Annotated in this window: 20 protein-coding genes; 6 read left to right on the forward strand and 14 right to left on the reverse strand. The window is 64.9% G+C overall.

Going from position 1 to position 26,541, the window contains the following annotated elements:
• Positions 1–207 precede the first annotated feature (207 nt).
• Positions 208–1,998: an IlvD/Edd family dehydratase gene (locus tag VNC39_RS05995; protein WP_325397176.1), complete on the forward strand. Its 1,791-nt coding sequence runs from the start codon at positions 208–210 to the stop codon at positions 1,996–1,998.
• 156 nt (positions 1,999–2,154) lie between these two features.
• Here VNC39_RS05995 and VNC39_RS06000 read toward each other — a convergent pair whose 3' ends face one another.
• Together VNC39_RS06000 and VNC39_RS06005 are read right to left on the reverse strand one after the other, a co-directional pair.
• A complete protein-coding gene (locus VNC39_RS06000) occupies positions 2,155–2,508 on the reverse strand; it encodes a hypothetical protein (RefSeq protein WP_325397178.1) in 354 nt (117 codons plus the stop codon).
• 103 nt (positions 2,509–2,611) lie between these two features.
• Complete coding sequence (locus tag VNC39_RS06005) at positions 2,612–3,520, reverse strand: LysR family transcriptional regulator (RefSeq protein WP_325397180.1); 909 nt, start codon at positions 3,518–3,520, stop codon at positions 2,612–2,614.
• A 115-nt stretch (positions 3,521–3,635) separates the two neighbouring features.
• On the opposite strand from VNC39_RS06005, the gene VNC39_RS06010 reads away from it, so the two are divergent.
• Complete coding sequence (locus VNC39_RS06010) at positions 3,636–4,241, forward strand: FMN-dependent NADH-azoreductase (protein WP_325397182.1); 606 nt, start codon at positions 3,636–3,638, stop codon at positions 4,239–4,241.
• Between the two features lie 149 nt (positions 4,242–4,390).
• Here the strand turns inward: VNC39_RS06010 and VNC39_RS06015 are convergent, their stop codons facing one another.
• Positions 4,391–5,443, reverse strand: coding sequence for a glycosyltransferase family 4 protein (locus VNC39_RS06015; RefSeq protein WP_325397184.1), 1,053 nt, complete (start codon positions 5,441–5,443; stop codon positions 4,391–4,393).
• A 157-nt stretch (positions 5,444–5,600) separates the two neighbouring features.
• Between VNC39_RS06015 and VNC39_RS06020 the strand changes: the two genes are divergently transcribed.
• Complete coding sequence (locus tag VNC39_RS06020; RefSeq protein ID WP_325397186.1) at positions 5,601–7,382, forward strand: ABC transporter ATP-binding protein; 1,782 nt, start codon at positions 5,601–5,603, stop codon at positions 7,380–7,382.
• 156 nt (positions 7,383–7,538) lie between these two features.
• On the opposite strand, the gene VNC39_RS06025 is transcribed toward VNC39_RS06020, so the two are convergent.
• Positions 7,539–8,273: a glycerophosphodiester phosphodiesterase family protein gene (locus VNC39_RS06025; RefSeq protein WP_325397188.1), complete on the reverse strand. Its 735-nt coding sequence runs from the start codon at positions 8,271–8,273 to the stop codon at positions 7,539–7,541.
• 74 nt (positions 8,274–8,347) lie between these two features.
• On the opposite strand from VNC39_RS06025, the gene VNC39_RS06030 reads away from it, so the two are divergent.
• Both VNC39_RS06030 and ispD read left to right on the forward strand, forming a co-directional pair.
• Positions 8,348–9,670, forward strand: a complete 1,323-nt coding sequence (locus VNC39_RS06030; protein ID WP_325397190.1) for an LLM class flavin-dependent oxidoreductase — start codon at positions 8,348–8,350, stop codon at positions 9,668–9,670.
• A 217-nt stretch (positions 9,671–9,887) separates the two neighbouring features.
• Positions 9,888–10,574: a 2-C-methyl-D-erythritol 4-phosphate cytidylyltransferase gene (gene ispD, locus VNC39_RS06035; protein ID WP_325397192.1), complete on the forward strand. Its 687-nt coding sequence runs from the start codon at positions 9,888–9,890 to the stop codon at positions 10,572–10,574.
• A gap of 86 nt (positions 10,575–10,660) precedes the next feature.
• On the opposite strand, the gene VNC39_RS06040 is transcribed toward ispD, so the two are convergent.
• The 9 genes from VNC39_RS06040 to ribA form a co-directional block, all read right to left on the reverse strand.
• Complete coding sequence (locus VNC39_RS06040) at positions 10,661–11,095, reverse strand: hypothetical protein (protein ID WP_325397194.1); 435 nt, start codon at positions 11,093–11,095, stop codon at positions 10,661–10,663.
• A gap of 183 nt (positions 11,096–11,278) precedes the next feature.
• Positions 11,279–11,971 (reverse strand): response regulator transcription factor, encoded by a 693-nt coding sequence (locus VNC39_RS06045; RefSeq protein WP_325397196.1) that lies wholly within the window; start codon positions 11,969–11,971, stop codon positions 11,279–11,281.
• The gene (locus VNC39_RS06050; protein ID WP_325397198.1) at positions 11,968–14,607 is read right to left on the reverse strand and encodes a sensor histidine kinase KdpD; all 2,640 of its coding nucleotides are present in this window, start codon (positions 14,605–14,607) and stop codon (positions 11,968–11,970) included. The genes VNC39_RS06045 and VNC39_RS06050 overlap by 4 nt, the downstream gene beginning before the upstream one ends.
• A gap of 76 nt (positions 14,608–14,683) precedes the next feature.
• Positions 14,684–15,322 (reverse strand): potassium-transporting ATPase subunit KdpC, encoded by a 639-nt coding sequence (gene kdpC, locus VNC39_RS06055; protein ID WP_413788784.1) that lies wholly within the window; start codon positions 15,320–15,322, stop codon positions 14,684–14,686.
• A 12-nt stretch (positions 15,323–15,334) separates the two neighbouring features.
• Positions 15,335–17,374 carry a potassium-transporting ATPase subunit KdpB gene (gene kdpB / locus VNC39_RS06060; RefSeq protein ID WP_325397200.1) on the reverse strand — a complete coding sequence of 680 codons (2,040 nt, stop codon included), beginning with the start codon at positions 17,372–17,374 and terminating at the stop codon, positions 15,335–15,337.
• A gap of 18 nt (positions 17,375–17,392) precedes the next feature.
• Positions 17,393–19,090, reverse strand: coding sequence for a potassium-transporting ATPase subunit KdpA (gene kdpA, locus VNC39_RS06065; protein ID WP_325397202.1), 1,698 nt, complete (start codon positions 19,088–19,090; stop codon positions 17,393–17,395).
• A gap of 10 nt (positions 19,091–19,100) precedes the next feature.
• Complete coding sequence (kdpF, locus tag VNC39_RS17420) at positions 19,101–19,187, reverse strand: K(+)-transporting ATPase subunit F (protein ID WP_408840271.1); 87 nt, start codon at positions 19,185–19,187, stop codon at positions 19,101–19,103.
• Positions 19,188–19,559: 372 nt separating this feature from the next.
• The gene (locus tag VNC39_RS06070; RefSeq protein WP_325397239.1) at positions 19,560–20,024 is read right to left on the reverse strand and encodes a L,D-transpeptidase family protein; all 465 of its coding nucleotides are present in this window, start codon (positions 20,022–20,024) and stop codon (positions 19,560–19,562) included.
• A 19-nt stretch (positions 20,025–20,043) separates the two neighbouring features.
• Positions 20,044–21,165 carry a GTP cyclohydrolase II gene (gene ribA / locus VNC39_RS06075; protein ID WP_325397203.1) on the reverse strand — a complete coding sequence of 374 codons (1,122 nt, stop codon included), beginning with the start codon at positions 21,163–21,165 and terminating at the stop codon, positions 20,044–20,046.
• A 123-nt stretch (positions 21,166–21,288) separates the two neighbouring features.
• Between ribA and VNC39_RS06080 the strand changes: the two genes are divergently transcribed.
• Positions 21,289–22,026: a response regulator transcription factor gene (locus VNC39_RS06080; RefSeq protein ID WP_325397205.1), complete on the forward strand. Its 738-nt coding sequence runs from the start codon at positions 21,289–21,291 to the stop codon at positions 22,024–22,026.
• 531 nt (positions 22,027–22,557) lie between these two features.
• On the opposite strand, the gene VNC39_RS06085 is transcribed toward VNC39_RS06080, so the two are convergent.
• Complete coding sequence (locus tag VNC39_RS06085) at positions 22,558–26,502, reverse strand: Pls/PosA family non-ribosomal peptide synthetase (protein ID WP_325397207.1); 3,945 nt, start codon at positions 26,500–26,502, stop codon at positions 22,558–22,560.
• Positions 26,503–26,541: the final 39 nt, after the last annotated feature.

Here is a 26,541-nt window from a genome sequence, read left to right on the forward strand (position 1 = left end):
TGTTTGCGCTTTGGGCGCGCAACTTCAAACGTTTTGGAGAAAAAACCAGTCGTTTTTTTATCTGTGGGTGGCGTCCGGAGGCGGGGATGGTCAGGGATTATAAGGGAAAGGTGGTGTTCAATGGATGGAACCAAAGATCGCGGGGGTTGATGAGGTCCGAAACGTGACCTAAAGCTTTCATAAATAACGCGCCCGGGAGGAGGGGCCATGAAACATTCCGAGGGTGCGGTGCCGCGCTTGCGCAGCCGCCGCTGGTTCGACAATCCTGAAAATCCGGGCATGACGTCGCTCTATATCGAGCGCTACCTCAATTACGGCCTCACGCGCGAGGAGCTGCAATCGGGCAAGCCGATCATCGGCATCGCGCAGACCGGTTCGGATCTTTCCCCCTGCAACCGGCATCATTTGGAACTCGCGTCTCGCGTGCGTGACGGCATTCGCGAAGCCGGCGGGATTCCGTTGGAGTTTCCGCTGCATCCGATTCAGGAAACCGGTAAGCGGCCGACCGCGGCGCTCGATCGCAATCTTGCCTATCTGGGCCTTGTGGAAGTGCTGCATGGCTATCCGATCGATGGCGTCGTGCTCACCACAGGTTGCGACAAGACCACGCCGGCCTGCCTGATGGGGGCGGCGACCGTGAACATTCCCGCCATCGTGCTGTCCGGCGGGCCGATGCTCGATGGCTGGTTCAACGGCAAACTGGCCGGGTCCGGCACCGTGGTGTGGGAGGCCCGCAAGCAATTTGCCGAAGGCAAGATCAATTACGATGAGTATATGGACATGGTGGTGTCCTCCGCGCCGTCGGTCGGGCATTGCAACACCATGGGCACGGCGAGTTCGATGAATTCGCTGGCCGAAGCTTTGGGCATGAGCTTGCCGGGCTGCGCCATGATCCCGGCGCCCTATCGCGAGCGCGGGCAGATGGCTTACGCGACCGGCAAGCGCATCGTCGCGATGGTGGCGGAAAATCTCCGCCCCTCCGATATCATGACGCGCCGGGCGTTCCAGAACGCGGTGGTGGCGGCGGCGGCGCTGGGCGTTTCCTCCAACTGCCCGATCCATATGGTGGCGATCGCCCGGCATATGGGGGTCGACCACACGCTGGAGGATTGGCAGGAGCTGGGCGCCCACACGCCGCTGCTGGCGGATGTGCAGCCGGCCGGGCGGTTCCTCTCGGAAAGCTTTTTCCGCGCCGGCGGGGTGCCGGCGGTGTTGCGCGAGCTGCTCGCCGCGGGGCGGCTGCATGGCGACGTGATGACCGTGACCGGGCGTACGCTGGCGGAAAATCTCGCCTCCGCGCCTTCGGTCGATGGTGAGGTGATCCGCCATTATGCCGAGCCGCTCAAGGAGAATGCCGGCTATGTCGTGCTCTCCGGCAATCTGTTCGACAGTGCGGTGCTGAAGACGGCGGTGATCGACGCGGAATTCCGCGCGCGTTTCCTGTCCGACCCTGACCATCCCAACGTGTATGAGGGCAAGGTCGTGGTCTTCGAGGGGCCCGAGGATTACCACGCGCGGATCGAGGATCCCGATCTCGGCGTCGATGACCATTCCATGCTGGTGATTCGCAATTGCGGCCCGGTCGGCTATCCGGGCAGTGCCGAGGTGGTGAACATGCAGCCGCCGGCGGTGTTGCTGAAAAAGGGCGTGGCCGCGCTGCCGACCATGGGGGATGGGCGGCAATCCGGCACCTCGGGCAGCCCGTCGATCCTGAACGTGTCCCCGGAGGCGGCGGTGGGCGGCGGCCTGGCGCTGCTGCGCACAGGTGACAAAATCCGTGTCGACCTGAATCGCAACAAGGTAGATTTGATGATTTCCGATGAGGAGCTCGCCGCACGCCGTGCGGCTTGGGTGCCGCCTGTGTTCAAGAACATGACGCCTTGGGAAGAAATCTACCGCTCCCAGGTGGGCCAGCTTGGCACCGGCGGCTGCCTTGAACCGGCGACGCTGTACCTCAACATCCTGGAGACACGCGGAGAATCGCGCGACAATCACTGAGGGTAGGAAGGAAGCAGCCGCTTTTTGAAAAAAGCGGCGCAAAAACTTTTGGTTACGCTGGGCCTGTGGCGCTCGAGCGGCACGGGCCCAAAGTAAACAAAGTTTTTTTGCTACTTTTTGTTCACAAAAAGTAGCGCTTCCTTGCTTACGGCACGCTCAATGGCCGCCATGGCCCCATCCGCCGCCACCATGGCTCCAGCCGCCGTGATAACCGCCGTGATAGCCGCCGTGATACCCACCATGCCAGTAATTGCCATGGTAGCCATGCCAGTAGCCGCCATGCCAGTAATTGCCGTGGTAGCCATGCCAGTAGCCGGGATGGCCGTAATAGTAATGGCCATGCCAATAATAGCGGCCGCCATACCAGCCGTAAGGATACCCATACCCACCGTAGGGATAGCCGTAATAGCCGCCATAATAGTAGCCGCCATAAGGGTAGGAGGAGGCGTAGCAGCCGGTGAGGCTGGCCAGGAGCGCCGCGCTTGTCAGGAGCCGCCTCGCCAATCGCAAGATTGTCCTCCGTCAAACAGAAATTATTTAAGCATGTATGTGTGGCGTGGCTGCACGCAAGCGGCCGGAGGGGGCAGACGGGTAACGAAGAGAAACGCCGCGCCTATTCCTCGCTGCCGGCGCCGAAATGGCGCAATTGCTCGATAAACCAGCGCCCGGCCGGGCCGGGCGGCGTATCGGCGGGGTAGACGGCGGACATCGCCATGGTCTCGCCTTCCGGGGGTAGATCCTGCAAGGCGATCTGTTTCAGCGTGCCTTCCTCGAGGTCGCGCGCCACCATGGCATAGGGCATGCCGCCCCAGCCGAGTCCGGCGCGCAGGAAGGCGTGCTTGGCGCCGAGATCCGCGAGGCGCCAGTTGCGGTGCGAGAGCACGCGGAATTCCCGCCCCGCTGACAAATCGGTGCGGTCGGTCAGCACCAGCTGCACATGTTTGCCCAGTTCCGCGGCCGGGATCGGCCCCTCGATCTGCGCCAGCTTATGGGTCGGGGCGGCGACGAACACGATGCGCACGCCGAGCAGCCTTTCGGCCACCAGCGCATCGGTACTGAGCGGCAATGTGCCGACCACGCCGAGCTGGCACTGGCGGTCGAGCACGGCCTTCGCCACGCCGCCCAGGACTTCCACGTACAGGCGCAGCGCGGTGCCCGGGAATTGCGCGCCGAACGCGGCCGCGGCGCGGGTCAGCGCCGCCATCGGGAACATCACGTCGATGGCAATGGAAAGTTCCGGCTCGATGCCCGCGGCCATGCCGCGGGCGCGGGCTTTCAGCGCGTCCACCCCCGACGACACGGCCCGCGCATCCGCCAGTAGCAGCCGGCCAGCCTCCGTGAGCACGGGATAGCGGCCGGAGCGTGCGAACAAGGCCACGCCGAGCTGCCCTTCCAGATTGGCCACGGTCTGGCTGATCACCGATTGCGCGCGCCGCAATTTGCGGCCGGCGGCGGAAAAGCTGCCGGCCTCGGCGGCGGCGATGAACACGCGGAGCTGGTCGAACGAAACGCCGTCGAGCATGGCAGTCTTTTGCCCTCTATCTGGAATAACGATGGTTTATATCGGAACATATTGGCTTCACAGTAGGGAGCAAAAGCCCGATGACGTCGCCATCACTGGCACAAGGCATGTCATTATGAAGCTTCTGCACATCGATTCCAGCATTCTTGGATCGAATTCCATCTCCCGCAAACTCACCGCTTCCATCGTGCAGCGCCAGAAGGCGCTGCATCCGGGGCTTGAGGTCACATATCTCGACCTGGCGGCGGCCGCGCCGATGCATCTCTCCCCGGCGCATATCGGCGCCATGTTCGGCACGGCCCCGACCGACCCGGCGGTGATCGCCGATATCGCGGCATCGGCGCCGTTCATCGACCAGCTGTTCGCGGCCGACATCATCGTCATCGGCGCGCCGATGTATAATTTCGCCCCGCCGAGCCAGCTGAAGGCCTGGATCGACCGCGTGCTGGCCGCCGGCAAAACCTTCCGCTACGGCGCCGACGGCGTGCCGGTCGGGTTGGTGTCGGGCAAGAAAGTGTTCATCGCCTCGTCGCGCGGTGGCGCGTACCATGAGGGGCCGTTGGCGGCACTGGACCATCAGGAAGCCTATCTCAAGGCGGCGCTGGGCTTCATCGGCATCACGGACGTGACGGTGATTCGCGCCGAGACCATGGCGGTGCCGGACCTGAAGCCCGCCGCTCTGGCCGCCGCCGAAGCGCAGATCGCCGCGCTGGTGGCTTAAAGCCAGTATGAAAGCAGCCGCTTTTTGAAAAAAGCGGCGCAAAAACTTCCATGAAATTGGGCCGTGCTGGCGAAACCGGCACGGCCCAATTTAGTAAAGTTTTTTTGCTACTTTTTGTTCACAAAAAGTAGCCTTCCTTTCCTTCGGCTTTAGCGCACCAGCGCCAGACGCCGCGGCTTCGCCACGGCGGCCAGGGATTCATAAAGGTCGAGATACCCCTGCGCCATGCGGCGGGCGGAGAAGCGTTCCTCGAACCGGGCGCGCACCGCGCGGCGGTCCAGCGTGTGGATGCGCTTCAGGGCCTCGATCGCCTCATCTTCGTTGCTGACGATGAAGCCGGTCACGCCGTCCTCGATGATCTCCGGCACGGAGCCGTGATTATAGGCGATCACCGGCGTGCCGCAGGCCATCGCCTCGATCATCACCAGGCCGAACGGTTCGGGCCAGTCGATCGGCATCAGCAGCGCCTTGGCGCCGGAGAGGAAGGCCGGCTTTTCGGCATCGCCGATTTCGCCGATCAGCGTGGCGCGTTCATTCAGCATCGGCGCGATCTGGGTGGTGAAATAATCCTGATCGACGCGGTCGACCTTGGCGGCGAGGCGCAGAACTTCACCGGCACCGGCGGCGATGCGGATGGCACGATCGGGGCGCTTCTCGGGGCAGATGCGGCCGAGGAAGGCGACGTAATCATGCGGCACGGGCTGTGGGAGCAGCAAGCTCGACGGCAGGCCGTGATGCACCGTGCCGATAAAATTCCCCTCAGGCAGGGGCCGGCGCTGGGAGTCGGAGATCGACACCAGATTCTGCTCCGGCAGGCCGGCATACACCCGCTTCAGCTCCGGCAGGTCCAGCCGTCCGTGCAGCGTGGTGACGAACGGCACCGGCTGGCGCGAGAACAGCGAGGCCGGGAAATAGTCGTTATGGAAGTGCAGGATGTCGAACTCGTCGGCGAGGCGGTAGACCTCTTCCATCAGCAGCATATGCGGCGCCAGGGAGTCACGGATGGTGGGGTCGAGGCGCAGGGCCTGCGGCCAGACCGGGATCAGCTTGGCGTTGGTGACCGAATCGCCGCTGGCGAACAGGGTCACATCATGTCCCATGGCGACCAGTTCCTCGGTGAGGAACGAGACGACCCTCTCCGTGCCGCCGTAGAGTTTGGGCGGGACTGCCTCATACAGGGGGGCGATCTGAGCAATGCGCATCGTTCACCGGAACCTTTCTTCGCTGGTGGTGATGGCTCCAGAAAAAACAGGTCGGTGCGGCAGCATTGTGGCGGTCTTTGACTTTTTAATGCCGCATTGTCGGGGTTTATGGGGGGCAGACGCGAATTTTACCAAAGCGGAGAGATGGGGCGAAGAAATGGGTGACGAATTGTTAAGGCCGAGAGACGGCACCCCAGCGCCGTTGGAGCGCCGGCCGGTTCGTTTTGTGTTGAAGGCGGTCTCGCGCCATGCCTGGTCGCATATCGTCATTCTGCTGTCGGTGCTGACCGGCGTCGGCTGTTCGGTGACGTCGCAATATGCCGTCAAGAACGTGGTGGACGTGCTGGCGCGGCATGACGTGTCGGCGGTCTGGGCCGCCTTCGCCTTGCTGGCGGGGCTGATCGCGGTGGACAATCTCTCCTGGCGCCTCGGCGGCTGGGTCGCGGCGCGCTCCTTCGTGCAGGTGACCGGCGACATCAGGCGCTATCTGTTCGACCACACGCTGGGCCATTCGCCGGGCTTCTTCACCACGCGCCGCGCCGGCATGCTGGCCGGGCGCATCTCCGCGACCGGCAATGCGGTGTTCCGCATCGAGAGCCTGACCGTGTGGAATGTGCTGCCGCCGATGACGGCGGTGCTGGGCGCGGTGCTCATGATCAGCCTGGTCGACCCGCTGATGGGCGGGACGATGGTGGTGATCGCCCTGGCACTCGGCCTGGTGCTGGGCCGGCTGGCTTATCTCGGCCGCAATTTGCACGAGGTTTATGCCGAGGCGGCGGCCTCGGTGGACGGGCAGTTGGTCGACGTCATCAATAATGTGAGCGTGGTCCGGGCCTTCGGCGCGACGCTGCGCGAACGCAAGAAATTCGCGGCCGAGGTCGGCACGGAGATGAAGGCGCGGCATACCAGCCTGCGTTATCTGGAAAAAATCCGGCTGATTCACGCCTTTTCGACGGCGATCCTGACCGCTTGCCTGCTGTTCTGGGTGTTGTGGCGCTGGCAGCAAGGGCATGCGACGCCGGGCGACGTGGTGCTGGTGATCACGCTGGGCTTTACCGTGCTGCACGGCACGCGCGATCTGTCGGTGGCGCTGGTGGAAATGGTGCAGGACTGGGCGCGCCTCGGCGAAGCCTTGAAGGCGCTGCTGGTGCCGCATGACATGCCGGACGCGCCGGACGCGCGGGCGCTGGAAGCGCCGCGCGGCAAGGTGGAATTCGCCCAGGTGGATTTCTCCTATGGCGAGGCGCAGCCGGTGCTGCGCGACATCAATGTGGTCATTAAAGCCGGCGAGCGGGTCGGGCTGGTGGGGCGCTCGGGTTCGGGCAAATCGACCATGCTGGCGCTGCTGCAACGGCAATATGACACGTCGCACGGCGTCATCGCCATTGACGACGTGGACATCACCACGCTGAGCCGGGATAGCCTGGTCGCGGCCATCTCCGTCGTCTCGCAGGATGTCCAGCTGTTCCACCGCTCGGTAATGGAGAATATCCGCTACGGCCGGCCGGAGGCGAGCGACGAGGAGGTGCGCGCCGCGGCACGCGCCGCCTATGCCGACGATTTCATCATGGCCATGCCGATGGGCTACGACACGCCGGTGGGCGAGCGCGGCCTGCGGCTGTCCGGCGGGCAGCGCCAGCGCTTGGCGATCGCCCGCGCCTTTCTGCGCAACGCGCCCATTCTGCTCCTGGACGAAGCGACCTCGGCGCTGGATTCGGAATCGGAGGCCAGTGTGCAGCAGGCGCTCAACCGCCTCGCGGCCGGGCGCACGGTGATCGCGGTGGCGCACCGGCTTTCGACCCTGCGCGATTTCGACCGGATCATCGTCATGCAGGACGGACGGATCATCGACGAGGGCACGCCCGACGAACTGGCCAACCGGCCCGGTCCGTATCTCGACCTGCTGCGCCAGCAGCATCAGCAGGTCATGGCGGAGTAAGGGAAGGAAAGGCAGCAAGCGCTACTTTTTGTGAACAAAAAGTAGCAAAAAAACTTTATTTACGCTGGGCCATGGGCGTTGGCGCTGGTACAGCCCCAGGCCCGGCATAGTAAAAGTTTTTGCGCCGCTTTTTTCAAAAAGCGGCTTCTTACTTACTTATTCCTGCGGGGCTGTCGCCGCGTAACGCGACGGGTGGTCGGTGATGATACTGTCCACCAGCGGCGCGAGCCGGACGAAATCCTCCGGTTCGTTCACGGTCCAGGCCAGGACTTTCAGGCCGAGTTCGTGGGCCTCGTCGATTTCGGCTTCGGTGAGATTTTTCTGTTCCGCGGCCCAGCCCCAGGCGCCGGTGGCCGCCACGGCTTGCGGGATCGATGAGCCCTCGAAGCCCGGCCCCCACCATAGGGCGCGCTGCTGCGCCGTTTTCGGCGCGGTTAGGCAGACGCGCCGAAGCGCCGGATTGCGCGCCGCGACCGCGCGCAGCACCGCCCAGTCGAAGGCGAGGGTGGCGACATCGAGCATCGGGAGCTTTTCCAGCACGTCGAGAACCCGCGCGGCGACCAGTTCGGGCGGGTGGGCGCGTTCCGGCGCGTCCGGAAAGGTCTTGATTTCCAGGAGCCACTCAAGGTCGGGCAGGCACGTGAGTGCTTCTTCCAGGGTCGGCACCGAGGGCGGCAGGTCTGCCAGGTTCACCTCCTTGATCCGGCGCCCATCGGCGAGTTCGGGGTCGTGGTGCAGCACCGGGCAGAAATCGGCTGTGAGCGCGATGTCGGTCTCGATGCCGGCCACGCCGGTGGCGACCGCGTGCAGGAAGCCGTCCATGGTGTTTTCCGGCCGCTCGGCACGCGCGCCGCGATGCCCATAGATCGCCGCTCTGGGGTTCGTCCGCATGGTCCCGCTCCTTCAGGATGGCCGTTTCATGATCCATTCCTATCTAGGGTGCAATTGACGAGGAGTAATTGAGCATGTCGCAACGGCAACTGCATTTCGGCGCGTTCATGCGCCCGGTCAGCATTCATACCGCCTGGTGGCGCTATCCCGGCGCCTTTCCGGACGCCAATTTCAATTTCTCCCATCTGAAGCGGTTCGCGCAGACCCTGGAGCGGGGAAAATTCGACGCGTTCTTCATGGCCGACCATCTGGCGGTGCTGAACATGCCGGTGCAGGCGCTCAAGCGCAGCGGCACCGTGACCTCGTTCGACCCGCTGGTGCTGTTGCCGGCGCTGGCGGCGGTGACGGAGCGGATCGGGCTGATCGCGACCGGGTCGACCAGCTTCAACCAGCCTTACGATCTGGCGCGCAAATTCGCCTCGCTGGACGCGTTGAGCAACGGCCGGGCGGGGTGGAACATCGTGACCACCTCGAACCCCGACGCGGCGCTGAATTTCAACATGGACGAGCATATGCAGCATGCCGACCGCTATCGCCGCGCGCGGGAATTTTACGACGTGGTGACCGGGCTGTGGGACAGTTTTGCGGACGACGCGTTCATCCGCGACCCGGAATCGGGGATTTTCTTCGATCCGGCGAAAATGCATGTGCTCAACCACAAAGGCGAAAATTTCTCGGTGCGCGGGCCGCTGAACATCGCCCGGCCGCCCCAGGGTTGGCCGGTGATCGTGCAGGCCGGGGCGTCCGAGGCCGGACGTCAACTCGCAGCCGAGACGGCGGAAATGGTGTTCGCCGCCGGCGGCTCGATCGAGGGGGCGCGCGCCTTCTATGCCGATGTCAAAGGGCGGATGCCGAAGGCTGGCCGCGACCCGGAGCATTTGAAGATCCTCCCCGGGGCGCTGGTGATCGTCGGCGAGACGATGGCAGAGGCGCGCGCGAAGAAAGAAAAATTGGACAGCCTGGTGCATCCCGATAGCGGGCTTGCCTCGCTCTCGGTGGCGCTGGGGTGCGACGCCTCCGGGTTCGAGCTGGACGCGAAGCTGCCGGAAATCCCCGAGACGAATGACAGCAAATCCTCGCGCGAGCGGGCGATCGAGCTGGCGAAGCGGGAGAATTTGACCGTCCGCCAGCTCGCGCAGCGTGTCGGCGGCTATGGCGGGAAAAGTTTCATCGGCACCGCCGCCAGCATCGCCGACGAGATGGAGGAATGGCTGGAAACGCGCACCTGCGACGGCTTCAACGTGATGTTTCCGACCGTGCCGGCGGGGCTGGACGAATTTGTCGACATGGTGGTGCCGGAGCTGCAGCGGCGCGGGCTGTTCCGCAAGGAATACGAAGGCACGACGCTGCGCGAGCATCTCGGCCTGCCGCGCCCGGCGAACCGGTTTTTTGCTTAGAAGGAGGATAAGGAAGCGCTACTTTTTGTGAACAAAAAGTAGCAAAAAAACTTTGTTATGCTGGGTTCTGGGCGTTGGCGCGGACACAGCCTCAGGCCCAGCGTAAACAAAAGTTTTTTGCGCCGCTTTTTTTCAAAAAAGCGGCTGCTTCCTTTCTCTGTTGAAGCTTCTTCCGCGTCATGCTTATGGCGGGGCGGAATTTTCTCTGGGGTAACGTATGAATATCGGGTTGATCGTGGCGGCGGGGCGGGGGCATCGTTTCGGTGGGCCGTTGCCCAAGCAGTATCGCGAGCTGGCCGGCATGCCGATCCTGCGCCACACCATCCTGCGGCTGCAGCGCCATCCGGGCATCGATGCGCTGCAGGTGCTAATCCATCCTGACGACCAGGCGCTTTACGATGTCGCGACCGCGGGGCTGGGGCTGCGCCCGGCTTTGCATGGCGGCGCCACGAGGCAGGATTCGGTGCGGCTCGGCCTGGAGGGGATTGCCGATCTGCGGCCGAAACATGTGCTGATCCATGACGGCGTGCGGCCTTTCGTGGCGATGGAGACGATTTCCGCGGTGCTGACGGCGCTCGAGCGCGTGCCGGCCGCGATTGCCGGTGTGCCGCTGGCCGATACGCTGAAACGCGTCGGCGACAAGGTGATCACCGAGACGGTGGATCGCCGCAACCTATGGCGGGCGCAGACGCCGCAGGGCTTCGATTACGCCGCCATCCTGGCCGCGCACCGTGGCGCCGCCGCGCGACAGGACGGAGTCGAACTGACCGACGACGCGATGGTTGCCGAGCAGGCGGGGCTGGCGGTGGAAATGGTTGCCGGCTCGGAAGAGAATTTCAAAATCACCACCGAGACAGATCTGCAGCGGGCGGCGTTTTTGCTCCGGCTGGAGGCGGGGGGCTAGAGGCGTTGTCGCCAACACAGCCCATGGCCCAGCATAAACAAAAGTTTTTGCGCCGCTTTTTTTAAAAAGCGGCTTCTTTCCTATGCTTACTGGCGCCCGTAGCCTTCGCGCACCGCGATCACATCGAGTTCCGTGAGCGAGGGGGTGGCGACCGGGGCTTCGCAGGTGGTTACCGGCGTCTGGTCGGCCGAGGAGACCTCGGTATGGATGGCGCGCGCCACCGGGTCGAGGGCGGCGGTCCGGTTGAAGAAAGATTGGGGGGCGTATTCATCAGACCAGAGGCGCTTGGCCTGCCGGGTGATGCGGGTGGTCAGGCCGTAGGAGACGGCGGAGAACCAGGCCGGGGTCCTGGTGCCGCAATTTTCATAAAAGCGGGCCTGACCGTAAAGCGGCACCAGCGGCTGCCAGTAAGCCTCGAACGCCTGCAGGTTCTTGTCATTGGCGGCGGGAGTGGTCGGGTGAGCGCAGCCCGCGCAGGCCAGCACCGTGAGAAGCGCGGCAGGGAGACGGAATGAACGCAAGAGCCACATCCTTCTGACAAACAGGGAGATTTTAACACCATTCCGGCATGTCGGAAAGATTTTCACGCATAAGTTGTTTTGCGCGGAGGGCGTGGGCGTTGGCACCGACACAGCCTCAGGCCCAGCATAACAAAAATTTTTGCGCCGCTTTTTTTAAAAAGCGGCTACTTGCTCCTGCGTTCGCTAATTTTCCCCGTCCTGCAGCCGGTAGCCGATGCCGGGTTCGGTGATGATGAGGGCCGCGAAAGCCTCGCCAAGCTTGCGCCGGAGCTGGCCGATATAGACGCGCAGATAGGCCACATCTTCCGTATGCGCGTGGCCCCAGATCGCGGTGAGGATCTGCCGGTGCGTCAGAACCCGGCCGCGATTGCGTGCAAGCAGCAGCAGCAAGGCGTGTTCGCGGCGGGTGAGCGGCAGCACTTCTTCGTCGAGCGTGACGCGGTGCAGGATCGGGTCGATCGTGAGGCCGCCGACGGTGAGGGGCTTTTCCGCGTTGTCCTGCTTCAGCCGGTGGCGCAGGGCGGTGCGGATGCGCGCCAGCAATTCGCCGAGGCCGAAGGGCTTTTCGATATAATCGTCGGCGCCGGCATCGAGGGCGGCGATTTTTTCCGTTTCGCGGTCGCGGGCGGAGAGGATGATGACCGGCACATCGGTGAACTCGCGCAATTTGGCGAGAACCTCGTGCCCATCCATGTCCGGCAGGCCGAGATCGAGCAGGATGGCGTCGGGGGCGCGGGACGCGGCGAGACGCAAGGCTTCGTCGCCCCGTTCGGCGCGCACCGATTCGTAGCCGGAAGCGGTCAGCGCCGGGTTGAGAAAGCGATGGATTTGCGGCTCATCGTCGACGACGAGGATCCGGCCTGTGGGAATGCTCATGCAGCCTGCAATTCAATGATGACGCTGGTGCCGGGCAGACCATCCGCCGGCAGGTCGAGACGGGGGCTTTGGGCACGGATGGTGCCGCCCATGGCCTCGGTGAAAGCTTTGGCGATGGCGAGGCCGAGCCCGGTGCCCGGGGCCACGCGGTCGCCACGCGTGGCGCGGAAGAAGCTGTCGAACACGGCGCCGACCTCGCCGGGGGGAATGCCGATTCCCTCATCCTCCACGCTCAGGATCACTTTCGGGCCATCGCGCAGCGCCGTCACGGAGATGCGGCCGCCCTCAGGCGAGTATTTAACCGCGTTGTCGAGCACGTTCACCAGCACCTGCTCCAGCAGGGTCGGGTCGGCCAGCACATAGGCGGCGGAGTCGGCGATATGCACGCCGGCATACATGGCGCCGCTGACGCGGCTGATCGCCGCCTCGATGATGTCGGCGAGGTGGAGGCGTTCGCGCTTGGCGGTGGTCTCACCGGTATCGACCCGCGCCATTTCCATGATGTTGGCGAGGAATTTGGTCATCCGCTCGGTATCCTGAGTGATGCTGGCGAGCAGGTCGGCGCGGGTGGCTTCGTCCAGCGCGTTGCCGGCGCTGGTGAGCGTTTCGGCCGCGCCGCGAATCCCGGTGAGCGGCGTCCGCAAATCGTGGCTGAGCGAGGAGAGCAGAGCGGTGCGGAGCTTCTGATTGTCTTCCTTGGCGACGGTCTGCGCCGTCTGCAGGGTAAGCTGCACGCGCTCCAGGGCCATCGCGGCCTGGTTGGCAAGCGCGCTGAGGGTCTGGCCGAGCGGGGCGGGCGGGACGGATTTGGGCAGCGCGCCGAGCACGCCGATGGCCTTGCCGTTCGCGCGCAGCGGCAGGAAGCGCCAAGGGACGGAGGGCAGGGTGCCGGTGCCGATGCCGGTTTCCGTATCGTTGCTGAAGGACCATTCGGCGGCGGCCTGGGCGGCCTCGTCCAGGACGGTGTCGGTCGGCACGGCGGCGCCCACTTCCAGCCCTTTTTTGCCGGAGATCATGACGATGCCGGCGGTGGTCATGGCCGCCGCCTCCTCGGCGCTGTCGCGCAGCAGGTCGCTGAGCGTGGCGGCGCGGGAGAAACGTTGGCCGAACAGCGAAATGCGGCGCAGCGCCTCGATGCGGGCGGTGGCGGCTTCGGCGTCGCCCCGCACTTTGCCGGCCAGCGTGCCGGTGACGAGGCCGACCAGCAGGAACACCGCCAGCGCGACCACGTCCCGCGGGTCTGCGACCGAGAATGTGTAGACCGGCGGCAAAAAGAAGAAATTCCACAGCAGGAAGGCGGCGAGGGCGATCACCAGCCCGACCGTGCGACCGAAGCGGCTGGCGGTGCCGGCGATGAGGCCGGTGAAAACCAGCCCCATCGCTTCCCGGGGCAGGGCATTATTGCCAAGGCTGAATCCGAGGATCGTGACGCCGGCAAGGATCCCGCCGGAAATCGCGTAGGGCTTCCAGGGCTCCATGGGGGGCGGGGTGGTTGCGATCCGTGTGACGGGCGCGGCCGGGAGCGGCACGAAATGCAAGGTATAGGCGGTGCATTCGCGGGTGAGCACCTCGGCGAAACTGCGCCGGCTGAGGCGCCACCACCAGGGGCGCGTGCCATGCCGCCCGACCACGATATGGGTGACGTTATGCGCCGCCGCGTAGTTCAGCACCGCGTGGCTCATATCGGAATCGCTGACGGTGACGACGGTGCCGCCGAGCTGCACCATCAGGTCCAGGGCCGATTGCACATACAGATTGTCGTTGGTGCGCTCGACATGGAAGGCGACCATCGGCGCGCGCAGCGCATCGGCCAGCCGGGCCGCGTGCCGCACCACGTTCTCCGCGGAAATATCGGGGCCGATCAGGGCCATCACGCGCTCGGTCGCCGGCCAGGGGCCGGGGATGGCGCGGGCGCGCATATAAGAGGTGACATCCTTGTCGACGCACTGCGCGGCGCGGCGCATCGCCATCTCGCGCAGGGCGCCGAGATTGCCCTCGCGGAAAAACCCCTGGAGCGCGCGGCCGGCGACATCGGGGCGGTAGATCCGGCCTTCGGTGAGGCGGGCACGCAATTCGGCCGGCGGCAGGTCGATCAGCTCGATCTCGTCGGCCATGTCGAGCACGGTGTCGGGAATGGTCTCGGCCACGCGGATGCCGGTGATCCGCGCCACCGGGTCGTTCAGGCTCTCCAGGTGCTGGACGTTGACGGTGGTCCACACATCGATGCCGGCTTCCAGCACGTCTTTCACGTCCTGCCAGCGTTTGGCGTGGCGCAGGCCGGGGGCATTGGTGTGCGCCAGCTCATCGACGAGCAGCAAACCGGGACGCCGGGCGAGGGCGGCGTCGAGGTCGAATTCCTCGAGCACCTGGCCGCGATAGGGAACCTGCAGGCGCGGCAGCATCTCGATGTCGCGGATTTCCGCGAGGGTGCCGCTGCGCCCGTGCGTTTCGATCAACCCGGCGACGACGTCGACCCCCGCCTTGCGCTTGGCATTGGCCGCGACCAGCATTTCCCAGGTCTTGCCGACGCCGGGGGCGGCGCCGAGGAAGATCTTCAAATGCCCCCGCTGGCCGCGCTCCGCATGGGCGAGCAGCGCGTCGGGGTCCGGCCTGGCGTCGGAGTCGTCAGGCACCATGGAGGCAGTCCATAAAAAATTCGGGGGGGCAACGCCCCCCCGTTCCGTTCATATCGGTTGCGATGCGCATGCCTTGTTATGGGGCCGCGGTCGTGCCCTGTGCAAGGTTCTCCGCCCCTGAAAGATGATTCAGGGCCAGGTTCAGCTCCAGCACGTTCACATGGTCGGTGCCGACGACGCCGAGGAAGGAATGGTGCGTCATCTGCTGCACCAGCCCGGTCACGGTGCTTGCCGGCAGATGCCGGGCGGCGGCGACAGCCGGCGCCTGGCGCAGCGCGTTGGCCAGCGAGATGTCGGCGTCGAGACCGGACCCCGAGGCGGTGACGGCATCGGCCGGCACCGGTCCCGGACCGAACGCCTTGGTGTAGGCGGTGATCCGCTGCTTGACCGTGGTCTGCAGGGCGGCGCTGGTCGGCCCCAGGTTAGAGGCGCCGGATTCGCTGGCGTCATAGGGCGTGGCAATGGAATTGCCCTTGGCGTCGGTTCCCGACAGCGCCGAGGGGCGCGGCTGGAAATAGGTCGGCGCGGTGAAGTTCTGGCCGATCAGTGCCGAGCCGACGACCTGGTTGTTCACCACGATCTGGCTGCCATTCGCCTGGTAGGGAAGGACCGCCTGCATGATGCCGGTGAAAACCTCGGGGAGGATCACACCGGTCAGGATGGTGAAGAGGATGACCAGCGACAATGCCGGTCGTAGTTCGCGAAGGATCAACATTGATTTTGTCCGTTACGAAAAGATATTGAAGGCGCCGAGCACCATGTCGATGAGCTTGATGCCGATGAACGGCGCGATGATGCCGCCGAGGCCATAGACCATCAGGTTGCGCCGCAGCAGCGCGGCTGCGCCGATGGGGCGGAACTTCACGCCGCGCAGAGCGAGCGGCACCAGCACCACGATGATCAGCGCGTTGAAGATCACTGCGGAGAGGATGGCGCTCTCCGGCGTGCGCAGATGCATGATGTTGAGCGCCTGCAGCTGCGGGTAGGCGGCGATGAAAATCGCCGGCAGGATCGCGAAGTATTTCGAGATGTCGTTGGCGATCGAGAAGGTGGTGAGCGCGCCGCGGGTAATCAGCAGCTGCTTACCGATCTCGACGATCTCGATCAGCTTGGTCGGGTCGCTGTCGAGGTCGACCATGTTGCCGGCCTCGCGCGCCGCCTGCGTGCCGGTCTGCATCGCCACGCCGACGTCGGCCTGCGCCAGCGCCGGAGCGTCGTTGGTGCCGTCGCCGCACATCGCCACCAGACGGCCGTCCGCCTGAACCCTCCTGATATAATCAAGCTTGTTCTGCGGGGTTGCCTCGGCGATGTACTCGTCCACACCGGCCTCCGCCGCGATCGCGGCGGCGGTGATGCGGTTGTCGCCGGTCACCATCACGGTGCGGATGCCCATGCTGCGCAGGGAGGCAAAGCGCTCCTTGATGCCGGGCTTGACGATATCCTTCAGCTCGATGACGCCGAGCAGATGGCCATTGGCGGAAACCGCCAGCGGCGTGGAGCCGGCGCGGCCGATGCGCGCGACAGCTTCGGTGAAGGCGGCGTCGCCGGTGGCGCCCAGCGCCTTCAGCACCGAGTCCACAGCGCCCTTGCGGTAGGAGCGGCCGGCGAAATCGATGCCGGACATGCGGGTGTTGGCGCTGAACGGAATGATCTGCGCCTGATCAGGCATGGAAGGGACCAGATTATAGCGGTCGCGGGCCAGGGCCAGGATCGAGCGGCCTTCCGGCGTGTCGTCGCCCAGGCTGGCCAGGGCGCAGGCTTCCGCGAGGTCACGCTCCTGCACGCCCGCCACCGGGTAGAAGCCCGAGGCCATGCGGTTGCCGAAGGTGATCGTGCCGGTCTTGTCGAGCAGCAGGGCATCGACGTCGCCCGCCGCTTCCACCGCGCGCCCGGAGGTGGCGACGACGTTGAAGCGCACCAGGCGGTCCATGCCGGCGATGCCGATGGCCGAGAGCAGGCCGCCGATCGTGGTCGGGATCAGGCAGACCAGCAGCGCCGCCAGCACGGGGATGGCGAGGTTGATGGTCGAGTATTTGCCGAAACCGACCAGGGTGACGACGGCGATCAGGAACACCAGGGTCAGACCGGCGAGCAGGATGTTCAGCGCGATCTCGTTCGGCGTCTTGCGGCGCTCGGCGCCCTCGACCAGCGCGATCATGCGGTCGAGGAAGGTGTTGCCGGCATCGGCGGTGATGCGCACCACCAGCCAGTCGGACACCACCTGGGTGCCGCCGGTGACGGCGGAACGGTCGCCGCCGGCCTCGCGCACCACCGGGGCGGATTCACCGGTGATGGCGCTTTCGTTGACGCTGGCCACACCCTCGACGATCTCGCCATCGGAAGGCACCAGATCGCCGGACTGGACGAGGACGACGTCGCCACGCTTCAGGCTCGTGGCGGGCACCGCGGTGGTCTTGGCGCGGTTGGCCGGGTCGCTCATCAGGCGGGCCATCGCGTCGGAGCGGGCGCGCTTCAGGCTTTCCGCCCGGGCGCGGCCGCGGCCTTCCGCCACGGCCTCGGCGAAGGTGGCGAACAGCACCGTCAACCATAGCCAGACGGCGATGGTGACGGGGAAGGCCGCGCCCTTGCCGTGGGCGAGGTCCTCGGCGCCGACGATGGTCACCATCGCCGCGACGATCTCGGTGACGAAGATCACCGGGTTGCGCATCAGGGTGACGGGGTTGAGTTTCGCAAAGGCGTCGATCGTCGCTCGGCGCAGAATGCTCGCGTCGAACAGCGAAATTACTTCAGCATTCGCAGTTGTCATTGTCTTGATCTCTAACCTTTAAAATGTCTTGCCGGCGTAGAGCAGGAAATGCTCCGCGAGCGGCCCGAGCGTATCGGCGGGCAGATACTGCAGGCCGCCAAGGATGATGATCACGCCGATCAACAGGCCGATGAACAGCGGGCCATGGGTCGGGAACGTGCCGGCGCTTTCGGGCAGTTTCGGCTTCGCGGCGAGGGACCCGGCGATCGCCAGGATCGGCACCATGAAGGCAAACCGGCCGAACAGCATGGCCGAACCCAGGCCATAATCGAGCAGCGTCGTGTTGGCGCTGAGGCCAGCAAAGGCGCTGCCGTTGTTCTCGGTCGCGGACGACCAGCCATAGAGCATCTCAGAGAGCCCGTGCGGCCCGGCGTTCTCGAGCGAGGCGAGGCCGGAGGCGGTGAGCAGCGAGAAGCCCGCGCCGGCGAGGATGAACAGCGCCAGAATCAGCACGCCGAGCATCGCCAGCTTGATCTCCTTGGACTGCACCTTCTTGCCGAGATATTCCGGCGTGCGTCCCACCATGAGCCCGGCGACGAAGACCGAGAGCAGGGCGAAGACGATCATGGTGTAGAAGCCGGAGCCGACACCGCCCGGGGAGACTTCACCCAGCTGCATCAGGAACATCAGGATGCCGCCGCTGAGCGGCATGTAGCTGTCGGAGAAGCTGTCCACCGCGCCGGTCGACGTACCGGTGGCGGCGACGTTGAACATCACTGAGGAAGGCACGCCGAAGCGGACTTCCTTGCCTTCCATGTTGCCCTGTGTGGCGGATACGCCGGCATGGACCTGCAGCGGGTTGCCACCGGCCTCGGCCGCGTAGGCACCGATGGAAGCAGCGCCGAGGATGATCGCCATGACCGCCATCAGGGCGCGGCCCTGCTTCTTGTCCTTGATCATGTAGCCGAAGGCGATGGGCAGGCCGAAGCCGATCACGAGGTCGAGCCAATCTTCGAGCAGGTTGGTCCAGGCATTCGGGTTCTCGAACGGATGGCCGGAGTTGGCATTGAAGAAGCCGCCGCCATTGGTGCCGAATTCCTTGATCGCTTCCTGGAACGCGACCGGGCCGATGGCGATGGTCTGCGACCCGGCATTCACCGTGTGGGCGGTGAGGAAGGGACCGAAGGTCTGCGGCACGCCGGCAATCACCAGCAGCGTCGCGGCCACCAGGCAGACCGGCAGCAGCAGGTACAGGGTGACGCGGGTGACGTCGGCATAGAAATTGCCGATCGATTTCAGACCGCCGGCCGTGAAGGCGCGCATGACCGCGGCCGCGGCCGCGATGCCCGCCGCGGCGGAGACGAACATGTGCACAGCCAGGCCGAACACCTGCGCGCCGTTGGAGATCTGGCTCTCCGGCGAGTAGGCCTGCCAGTTGGTATTGGTGGTGAAGCTGGCCGCCGTGTTGAAGGCGAGGGCCGGCGCCATGCCGGCGATGTGCTGCGGGTTCATCGGCAGGTAATATTGCAGCCGCAGAATCGCATAGAGCAGCAGGAAATGGATCACGCTCAGCAGCAGCAGCGCAACGGCATAATTCTGCCAGCGCATGGCGCGGTTGGGATCGATGCCGGAAAGCTTGTAAAAGCCCGTCTCCAGAGGAGCGAGGAAGTTCACGCGGCCTTCAAAAATGGCCGCCATATAGCGGCCCATCGGGAAGGCGCAGCCCAGCACCAGCACGAACACCAGTGCGATGTACAGCAAACCCTGAATTGTCATTGGTAAAACCTTAAAAATCTTCGGGGCGTATCATCGCCCAAACGAGATAGACGAGGACCGCGGCGGAAATCACGCCGCCCAGAATCAGATCGAACATTTTTAAACCTTCTCGCAGCCGAACACGTAGCCGATCAGCAGCGCAAATATTACGATGCCGTACAAAATGCAGACGACGTCACCCATGGCGCACTACCTTTTCCTTTCAAGCGGCCCGTGATGAATGAGTTGTCATAAAGCGACGAGACGAAAGGGAAGGGGTAGGCATAAAGGCGGTATAAAAATTCTCACGGCCGCGTTACGCGGGGCGCCTCGGCGAGCATGCAAAGGAGAAGGCTTCTTTTTGTGAACAAAAAGAAGCAAAAAAACTTTATTACGCTGGGCCATGGGCGTTGTCCGGACAACGCCCATGGCCCAGCGTAAACAAAAGTTTTTGGCGCCGCTTTTTTCAAAAAGCGGCCGCTTTCTTTCTTCAGACCACCACGCGAATGGCGGTGAGGCCGGCGGCCAGAATGCGCCGCAATTCGGGCAAAGGCAGAGCGATGCAGCCGGCCGTGGGGGCATAGTCGGGTGTTGCGACGTGAAGGAAAATCGCCGAGCCCCGGCCGGGAATGACGGGCTCGCGATTCCAGCCGAGCACGCCGACAACATCGTACAACCCGTCATCACGCCATAAAGTCTCATGCCGGGCGGCATAGGGGAGGCGGATCTGGCGGTTATAGGCCGGGTCGGCCGGGTCGTCGCACCAGCCGTCATTGGGGGCGATCGGCTCCACCGGCACCGCGCAGTGCGGCGTCTCGCACCGGTCGGCGCGGAAGAGGATTCGCGACAGAGGCAGTACGCCGAGCGGTGTGGCGCCGTCGCCCTCGGTTTTATGCGCGCTTAATCCGTTACGGCCGCATGCGGCGCGCAAGCGCAGCCCCGCACCTTCGAGCATGCCGGCGCGGAACAGGAACTCAACCAAGCAGATGGCCGAAGCGCCGCGCCTTGGTGGCGAGGTAATGGTCGTTCACGCCGTTCGGGGCAAATTCATGCGCCACGCGCTCCACCACCTCGATGCCGCAGGCTAGCAAGGACGTGACCTTTGCCGGGTTGTTGGTCAGCAGCCGGATGCGGGGCAGGTTCAGCGCTTCGAGCATGGCGGCGGCGATATGGAAGTTGCGTTCATCGGCGTCCCAGCCCAAAGCGCGGTTGGCATCCAGCGTGTCCAGCCCGCGATCCTGCATCGTGTAGGCGCGCAGCTTGTTGATTAGCCCGATGCCGCGGCCCTCCTGCGCCAGGTAGAGCACGGCGCCGGCCCCTTCCTGCGCCATGCGGGCGATCGCGCCTTGCAGTTGCGGGCCGCAATCGCAGCGCAGGCTGCCCAGCAGGTCGCCGGTGAAACATTCCGAATGCACCCGCACCAGCGGCGCCGTTTCCGCGTTGGGGTGGCCGACCAGGATGGCCATATGCTCGATGCCCTGGTCCAGGGCGCGGAAGGCGATCAGGCGCGCATCGCGGGCGGCTTCCAGCGGCACTGCCACCTCCGCCACCTTGGTGAGCGAGGCGGCGAGCTCCAGCGGGTAGGCCAGCAGGTCCCCGGCCGGAACCGAGAGCAGTTCCGCGCCGCCAGGAAGGCTGGCCCAGCCCGGCTTGACCGGGGCGACGACCATCGCCGGCAGCAGCCGTGCGAGCTTGCCCAAGGCGAGCGCGGCGGCGGCGGCGTCCGGCGGGGCGGTGCGCTCGAAGGCCGGCAGGATCTGCTCCATGGTCGGGTCGGCGGCGCGCTTCAATGTTTCCGCGTCGATCAACGGCCGCGCCAGCCTGAGCGCGACGGCCGGGGCGGCGTCCTTGATATCGTGGTGCAACACCGCGGCCGCGCGCGCCGGCGCCAGGAGCAAGGCGGCCTGACCGGAGGACAGAAGGTCGATCAACCGCAGCCCCTCGGCCCCGACCGTCTCGACGGGGGCGATGATCAAAGGCTGGCGCGCGGCCAGGACCACCGGCACGCCCCGCCTGGCTTCGGCGATGGCACGATGTACGGCGCGGGTGCGGGGGGTGCCGAGGCCAACCGCCGCGGAAGGTAAGGCTTCGTTCATCCGTCTCAAATAAGGTGCGAAACCGAGGCCCGCTAGGGCCGGATAAGTAGGACAGGAGTCAAGACGTGCTGACACTATTGTGAACAGACACTATATTATTTCACGGATCATAGGAGAGACCTAATGGCCAGTCAGCATCCGATCTTAGTCGTCGACGATGACGCCGCCTTGCGCGCTGCATTGATCGAGCAGCTTGTTCAGGATGGTGAGTTTTTGCCCAGCGAGGCGGCGAGCCTGGCCGAGGCGGAGAGCAAGCTCACCGGGGCCAATGCGCGGTTCGACGCGATCTTACTCGATGTCGGCCTGCCGGACGGCGATGGCTGCGATTTCTGCCGGCGGCTGCGCAGCCAGGGCCTGCGGACGCCGATCATCATGCTGACCGGCTCCGCGGAGGAGACGGATGTGGTGCGCGGACTCGATTCCGGCGCGAATGACTATATCGCCAAGCCGTTCCGCCTGAACGAGCTGCTGGCGCGGCTGCGGGCGCAGCTGCGCAGCTTCGAGAGCTCCGAGGACGCGGTGTTCACCATCGGGCCCTATACGTTCCGTCCCGCGGTCAAGCAATTGCTCGAGCCGACGCGCAACAAGCGGATCCGCCTCACCGACAAGGAGACGGCGATCTTGAAATTCCTGTACCGGGCCGCCGGCAAGGCGGTGTCGCGGCAGGTGCTGCTGAACGAGGTCTGGGGCTATAACGCCGCGGTGACGACGCACACGCTGGAGACCCATGTTTACCGGCTGCGCCAGAAGATCGAGCCCGATCCGGCTGTGTCGCGGCTGCTGCTCACGGAAGGCGGCGGCTATCGGCTGAACGTGGAGGCCGAGCGGCCCAGCGCCATGGCGCACGCCAACCAGGGTTAGCCGGCCCGCGCCTGCCGCAGCCGGATTTGGCAGGCCGGCATAATTCGGATAGATCGGGCCTACCAATATGCGCTCGTAGCTCAGCCGGATAGAGCACAGGATTCCTATGCAATTGGGCGGTTTCGCCGGAAACGGCTTAGCCGGATTTGCTCAAATTCGGGGAAGGCTTCGGTGCGCGCGCACCATGCTAATCCCGAGCCAAGCCCGGTGACGGGAAGGTGTAGAGACTCGACGGGCAAGACCTAAGGGCTTCGGCCTATGGTCAAGAGAGAGTCCAGACTGCAAACGCCGCAAGGCGGTGGCGAAAGCCATAGCGGTACGAATCCTGGGGCCGTGGGTTCGAATCCCGCCGAGCGCAGACCCCTCCCTCACGTAGGCAAGCAAGAAAAGGAAGCGCTACTTTTTGTGAACAAAAAGTAGCAAAAAAACTTTGTTTACTTTGGGCTATGGGCTGTGTCGCCGACACCGCCCATAGCCCAGCGTAACAAAAGTTTTTGCGGCGCTTTTTTCAAAAAGCGCCTGCTTTCTTTCTTACTTCGCGCGCACGGTCGGAATGCCGTGCCAGCTTCTGCCGGCGGGCATGATTTCGCCTTTCATCAGCAGGGACATCGGCCCGAGTCGGGCTTGTTCCTCCATGCGCGTGTCGTACAGCACCACGCTCATATTGCCGACCGAGCACCCTTGTTCGATCCGCAGATAGGAAGATTTCATGATGCGGTCCTCGAACAGATGGGTCTGCATGACCGAACCGGTATTGAGCGCGACATGGTCGCCGATTTCCACCAGGTCGAATTCCGACATGAGGCTGGCGGCGATGTAGCAATGGCGGCCGATTTTGCAGCCGAGCAGGCGGAGCAGCGGCGCGGCAAACGGCGTGCCGTGAAACATCGCGACCACCGGCGCCATGAGCGATTCATACGCGCCATTGACCATTTCGTTGAACCAGACATAGGGCGACCAGAGCGGGACGATCACTGGCCTGAAGCGGCCCATCACCGCCCATTTCAGCCCGACCACGACCGCGACCGCGCTGGCGGCGGCCAGAAGGCCGAGCGGCAGCGTCGCCAGGAACGTGCGCCACAGGCCGGCGGCATTGTAGAGATAGAGCGAGGCGATCAGCAGGCCGGTCCCCAGGGCGAAAACGGTATAGGCCGGGATGAGGATGCGCAGCGCATCGACGAGGGCGCGCTGGGCATAGAGCTTTCGGGTGGGGCGATAGGTGGCCTCTTCGCTGAAGCCGCCGACTTTTTGCCGGTTGGGCAGCGGGAAGGCGGGCGAGCCCAGCCAGTCGGTGCCGTTCGGGGTGGTCTCGCCGGGCACCGGGGGCGCGGACAGCACGCCCAGCAGGCAATGATCGCCAAGGCCGCCACCGGTCGGCAGGATGGCGCCGTTGCCGATGAAGCTGCGATGTCCGACATGGTTGATGCGGATTTCGAACCGGCCGCCATACACGCGTTTGCCGCCGAACATGCTGCCGTCGGCGAAAAAGGCGGAGTCGCCGGCCTGGAGCAGTTCCGGCATGAAGCTCCAGATCGTGGACATTTCGGCATATTTGCCGATCCGCGCGCCCAGCAGACGCATCCAGGGCGGCAGATAGAGGGTGGTGAAGACCGGCAGCAAAGCGAAGCGGGTTGCACGCATCAGCCCGTAAGCGAGCCAGTACCGAAGATAATAGACGGAATACAGGGGGTAGATGCCCGGCTTCGCGCGGCGGAGGATGAGGGCCTTGAGCAGCACGATCCACAGGCAGGCGAGCGCCACCAGCGCGGGCATCAGGACCGCGACGACGCCGATGGCGGCCGGCAGATGGTGAGCCCTGAACGCGAGCAGCAGGAACAAGGCCACGACGAACGCGGGAAGCATGGCGACCAAAGCGAGCAGACTGCCGGCGAGCCAGGCGAGCGACACAAAAACGATCTGGCGCAGCCGGCCGGGGCGGGAGAGCTCGCCGGGGGGCACCAGGACCTGGGCGGCGACCCCCGGCGAACCGCGAAGCTGCGCCCCTGGGGCGAGGTTCGTGCCGTCCGGCAGCAGGGATTGGGCGTCGAGCCGCGAGTCGTCGCCCATGCGCACATTCAGGCCGAGGGCGGAATGCGCCCCGACGAAGCAATTGTTGCCGATGTCGATGCGGCCGATGAGCAGATAGCCATCCTCGACCCGGGCGCCGTAAAGCTGCGTGTCGGCGCTGATGCTGCTGTCATCGCCGATCGAGACGAGGTCCCAGGCGGAGACCAAAGCGGAGTCGAGCGCGCAGCCTTTTCCGACCGTGGCGCCCATCAGCCGATAATAGACCGGCATCAAAGGCGTGCCGAGGAACAGGCCGGCGCCGGACAGGGCCTGCAGCCGGCTCACCAGCCACCAGCGCATGTAATAGCTGCCCCAGAGCGGATAGGCGCCGGGCTTGTAGCGGCCGATGATCAGCCATTTCGCACCGATTCCCGCGGCCATCAGGACCGGGGTGAGCCAGAGATAGAAGGGCACGAGCATCCCGATGACCTCCAGGACCGTGAGGCGTTCCCACAGGAGGTCGTTGAGCAGGGGCAGGGCCAGCAGGAGCGGTGTCGCGAAGATGTACCAGCTGAGCAGGAACAGCAGCGCTTGCAGCGCGGCGACCCGCAGGCCGGCCTTCGGGCGCAGGGCCGGCCGTTCTGCGCCCGGCGCGGCCTGCGCCGCGGCGGCGGGCAGTGCCAGCCCCGCCACATAGGCGGCGAGCTTGCGCACGTCGGGGAAAGCATAGATGTCGCGCACCGCGACATGCACGTCGACGCTGCGCAGCCGCGCCACGGTCTGCGCGGCGATCAGGGAATGGCCGCCGAGATCGAGAAAGAAATTCTGGTCCGTTCCGACCGCGTCCATGTTGAAGATTTGTGCCCAGATTCCGGCGATTTTGGCTTCCAGTTCCGAGGCTGGCGGGGTGAGCGTGCCGGCCTCGTCCACCAGTTTTTGCGCCGGTGCCGGCAGCCGTTTGCGGTCGACCTTGCCGGTGGTGAGCATCGGCAGTTCGTCGAGCCGGTCGAGATAGGAGGGCACCATGTAAGGCGGCAATTTCGCACGAAGGGCTTGCAGCAGTGCGCCGCGCGCCAGTTTTTGGCCAGGATCAGCGGCGACCACATAGGCGGCCAGAACCGGCAGTTCGTCCTTGCTGTGCGCCACCACGGCGGCCGAGGCGATGTTCTCCTGTTCCAGCAGCACCGAGGCGATTTCCGACAATTCGACGCGAAAGCCGCGGATTTTCACCTGGTCGTCGATCCGCCCGAAAAATTCGATTTCGCCGTCCGCGTTGCGCGCGGCAAGATCGCCGGTGCGGTAGAGCCTGCCAAAGGAAGGGGCGGTGATGAAATGGCGTTCGGTCAGTTCAGGCTGGCCGAGATAGCCGCGCGCGAGACCCGGACCGCCGATATAGAGTTCGCCCATTTCCCCGGCGGGCAGAGGCCGCATTTCGGCATCGAGGATCCAGGCGCGGTAGCCGGCGAGCGGCCGCCCGATCGTCACCGCCTCGCCGGGCCGGCAGAGTTTCGCGGTGGTGTTCACCGTCGCTTCGGTCGGGCCGTAGACATTGTGCATTTGCCGGCCCGGCCGGGCCCAGCGCGCCACCAGCTCCGGCGGGCACACTTCACCGCTGACGACCAGGTGCGTGAGGCTGGGAATGTCCTCCGACATCGTCGAAAGCATGGTCGGCACGGTGGAGAAATAGGTGACGCCGGCGCGTGCCAGATATTGCGCGAGGTCGTTGCCGAAGCGCGGCGTGTCTCTTTCGCCCACGACCAGAGTGCCGCCATTGGAAAAGGCCATCCAGATTTCTTCGACCGAGCCGTCGAAACTCAATGAAAACCCCTGATAGACGCGCCCGCCTTGGGCGCGGCAGGCGGCGTTGAAGGCCTGGACGAAATGGCGCGCGTTGCGATGTTCGGTCATCACACCCTTGGGCCGGCCCGTCGTTCCCGAAGTGTAGAGCACGTAGCAGAGATCGAGCGGGGTGACGCCGGTCTCTTCCGGCGACAATCTGGTTGCGCTGCGTTGCGCGATGTCCGCGGCGTCTTCATCCCAGTCGATCAGCGTACCGCCGAAGACGCTGCGGATCCGGGCGCGGGTCGCCTGTTCGCCGATCAGCAGACTCACCTCAGCTTGCTCAAGGATATAGCGCAGGCGGTCGTCGGGATGAGTCGGGTCGAGCGGCACATAGGCCGCGCCCGCTTTGAGGCAGGCGAGCAGGGCGATGATCGGCCGTTCGGAACGCTCCAGGCAGAGTCCGACGATGGCGCCGGGGCCGAGGCCGAAGCTGCGCAAATGACGGGCGAGGCGATTGGCTTGCGCTTCCACGGACGCATAGCTGAATTCGCGCGCGCCGCAGATGAGCGCGAGGCCGGCACCGGCTTCATCGGCGCTGGTCTCGAAGAGTTCATGCAGACAGCCTGTGGCGTCGGCCTCGCTTATGTCTCCGGGACGGTCCGCCGATGCCGGCGAGGAACTCAGCATGAATGCCTCCCGGCGCGTGCCGCATGCCGTGGCGCGGAA

The sequence above is a fragment of the Acidocella sp. genome, assembly GCF_035535915.1.
Taxonomy (GTDB): Bacteria; Pseudomonadota; Alphaproteobacteria; order Acetobacterales; family Acetobacteraceae; genus Acidocella.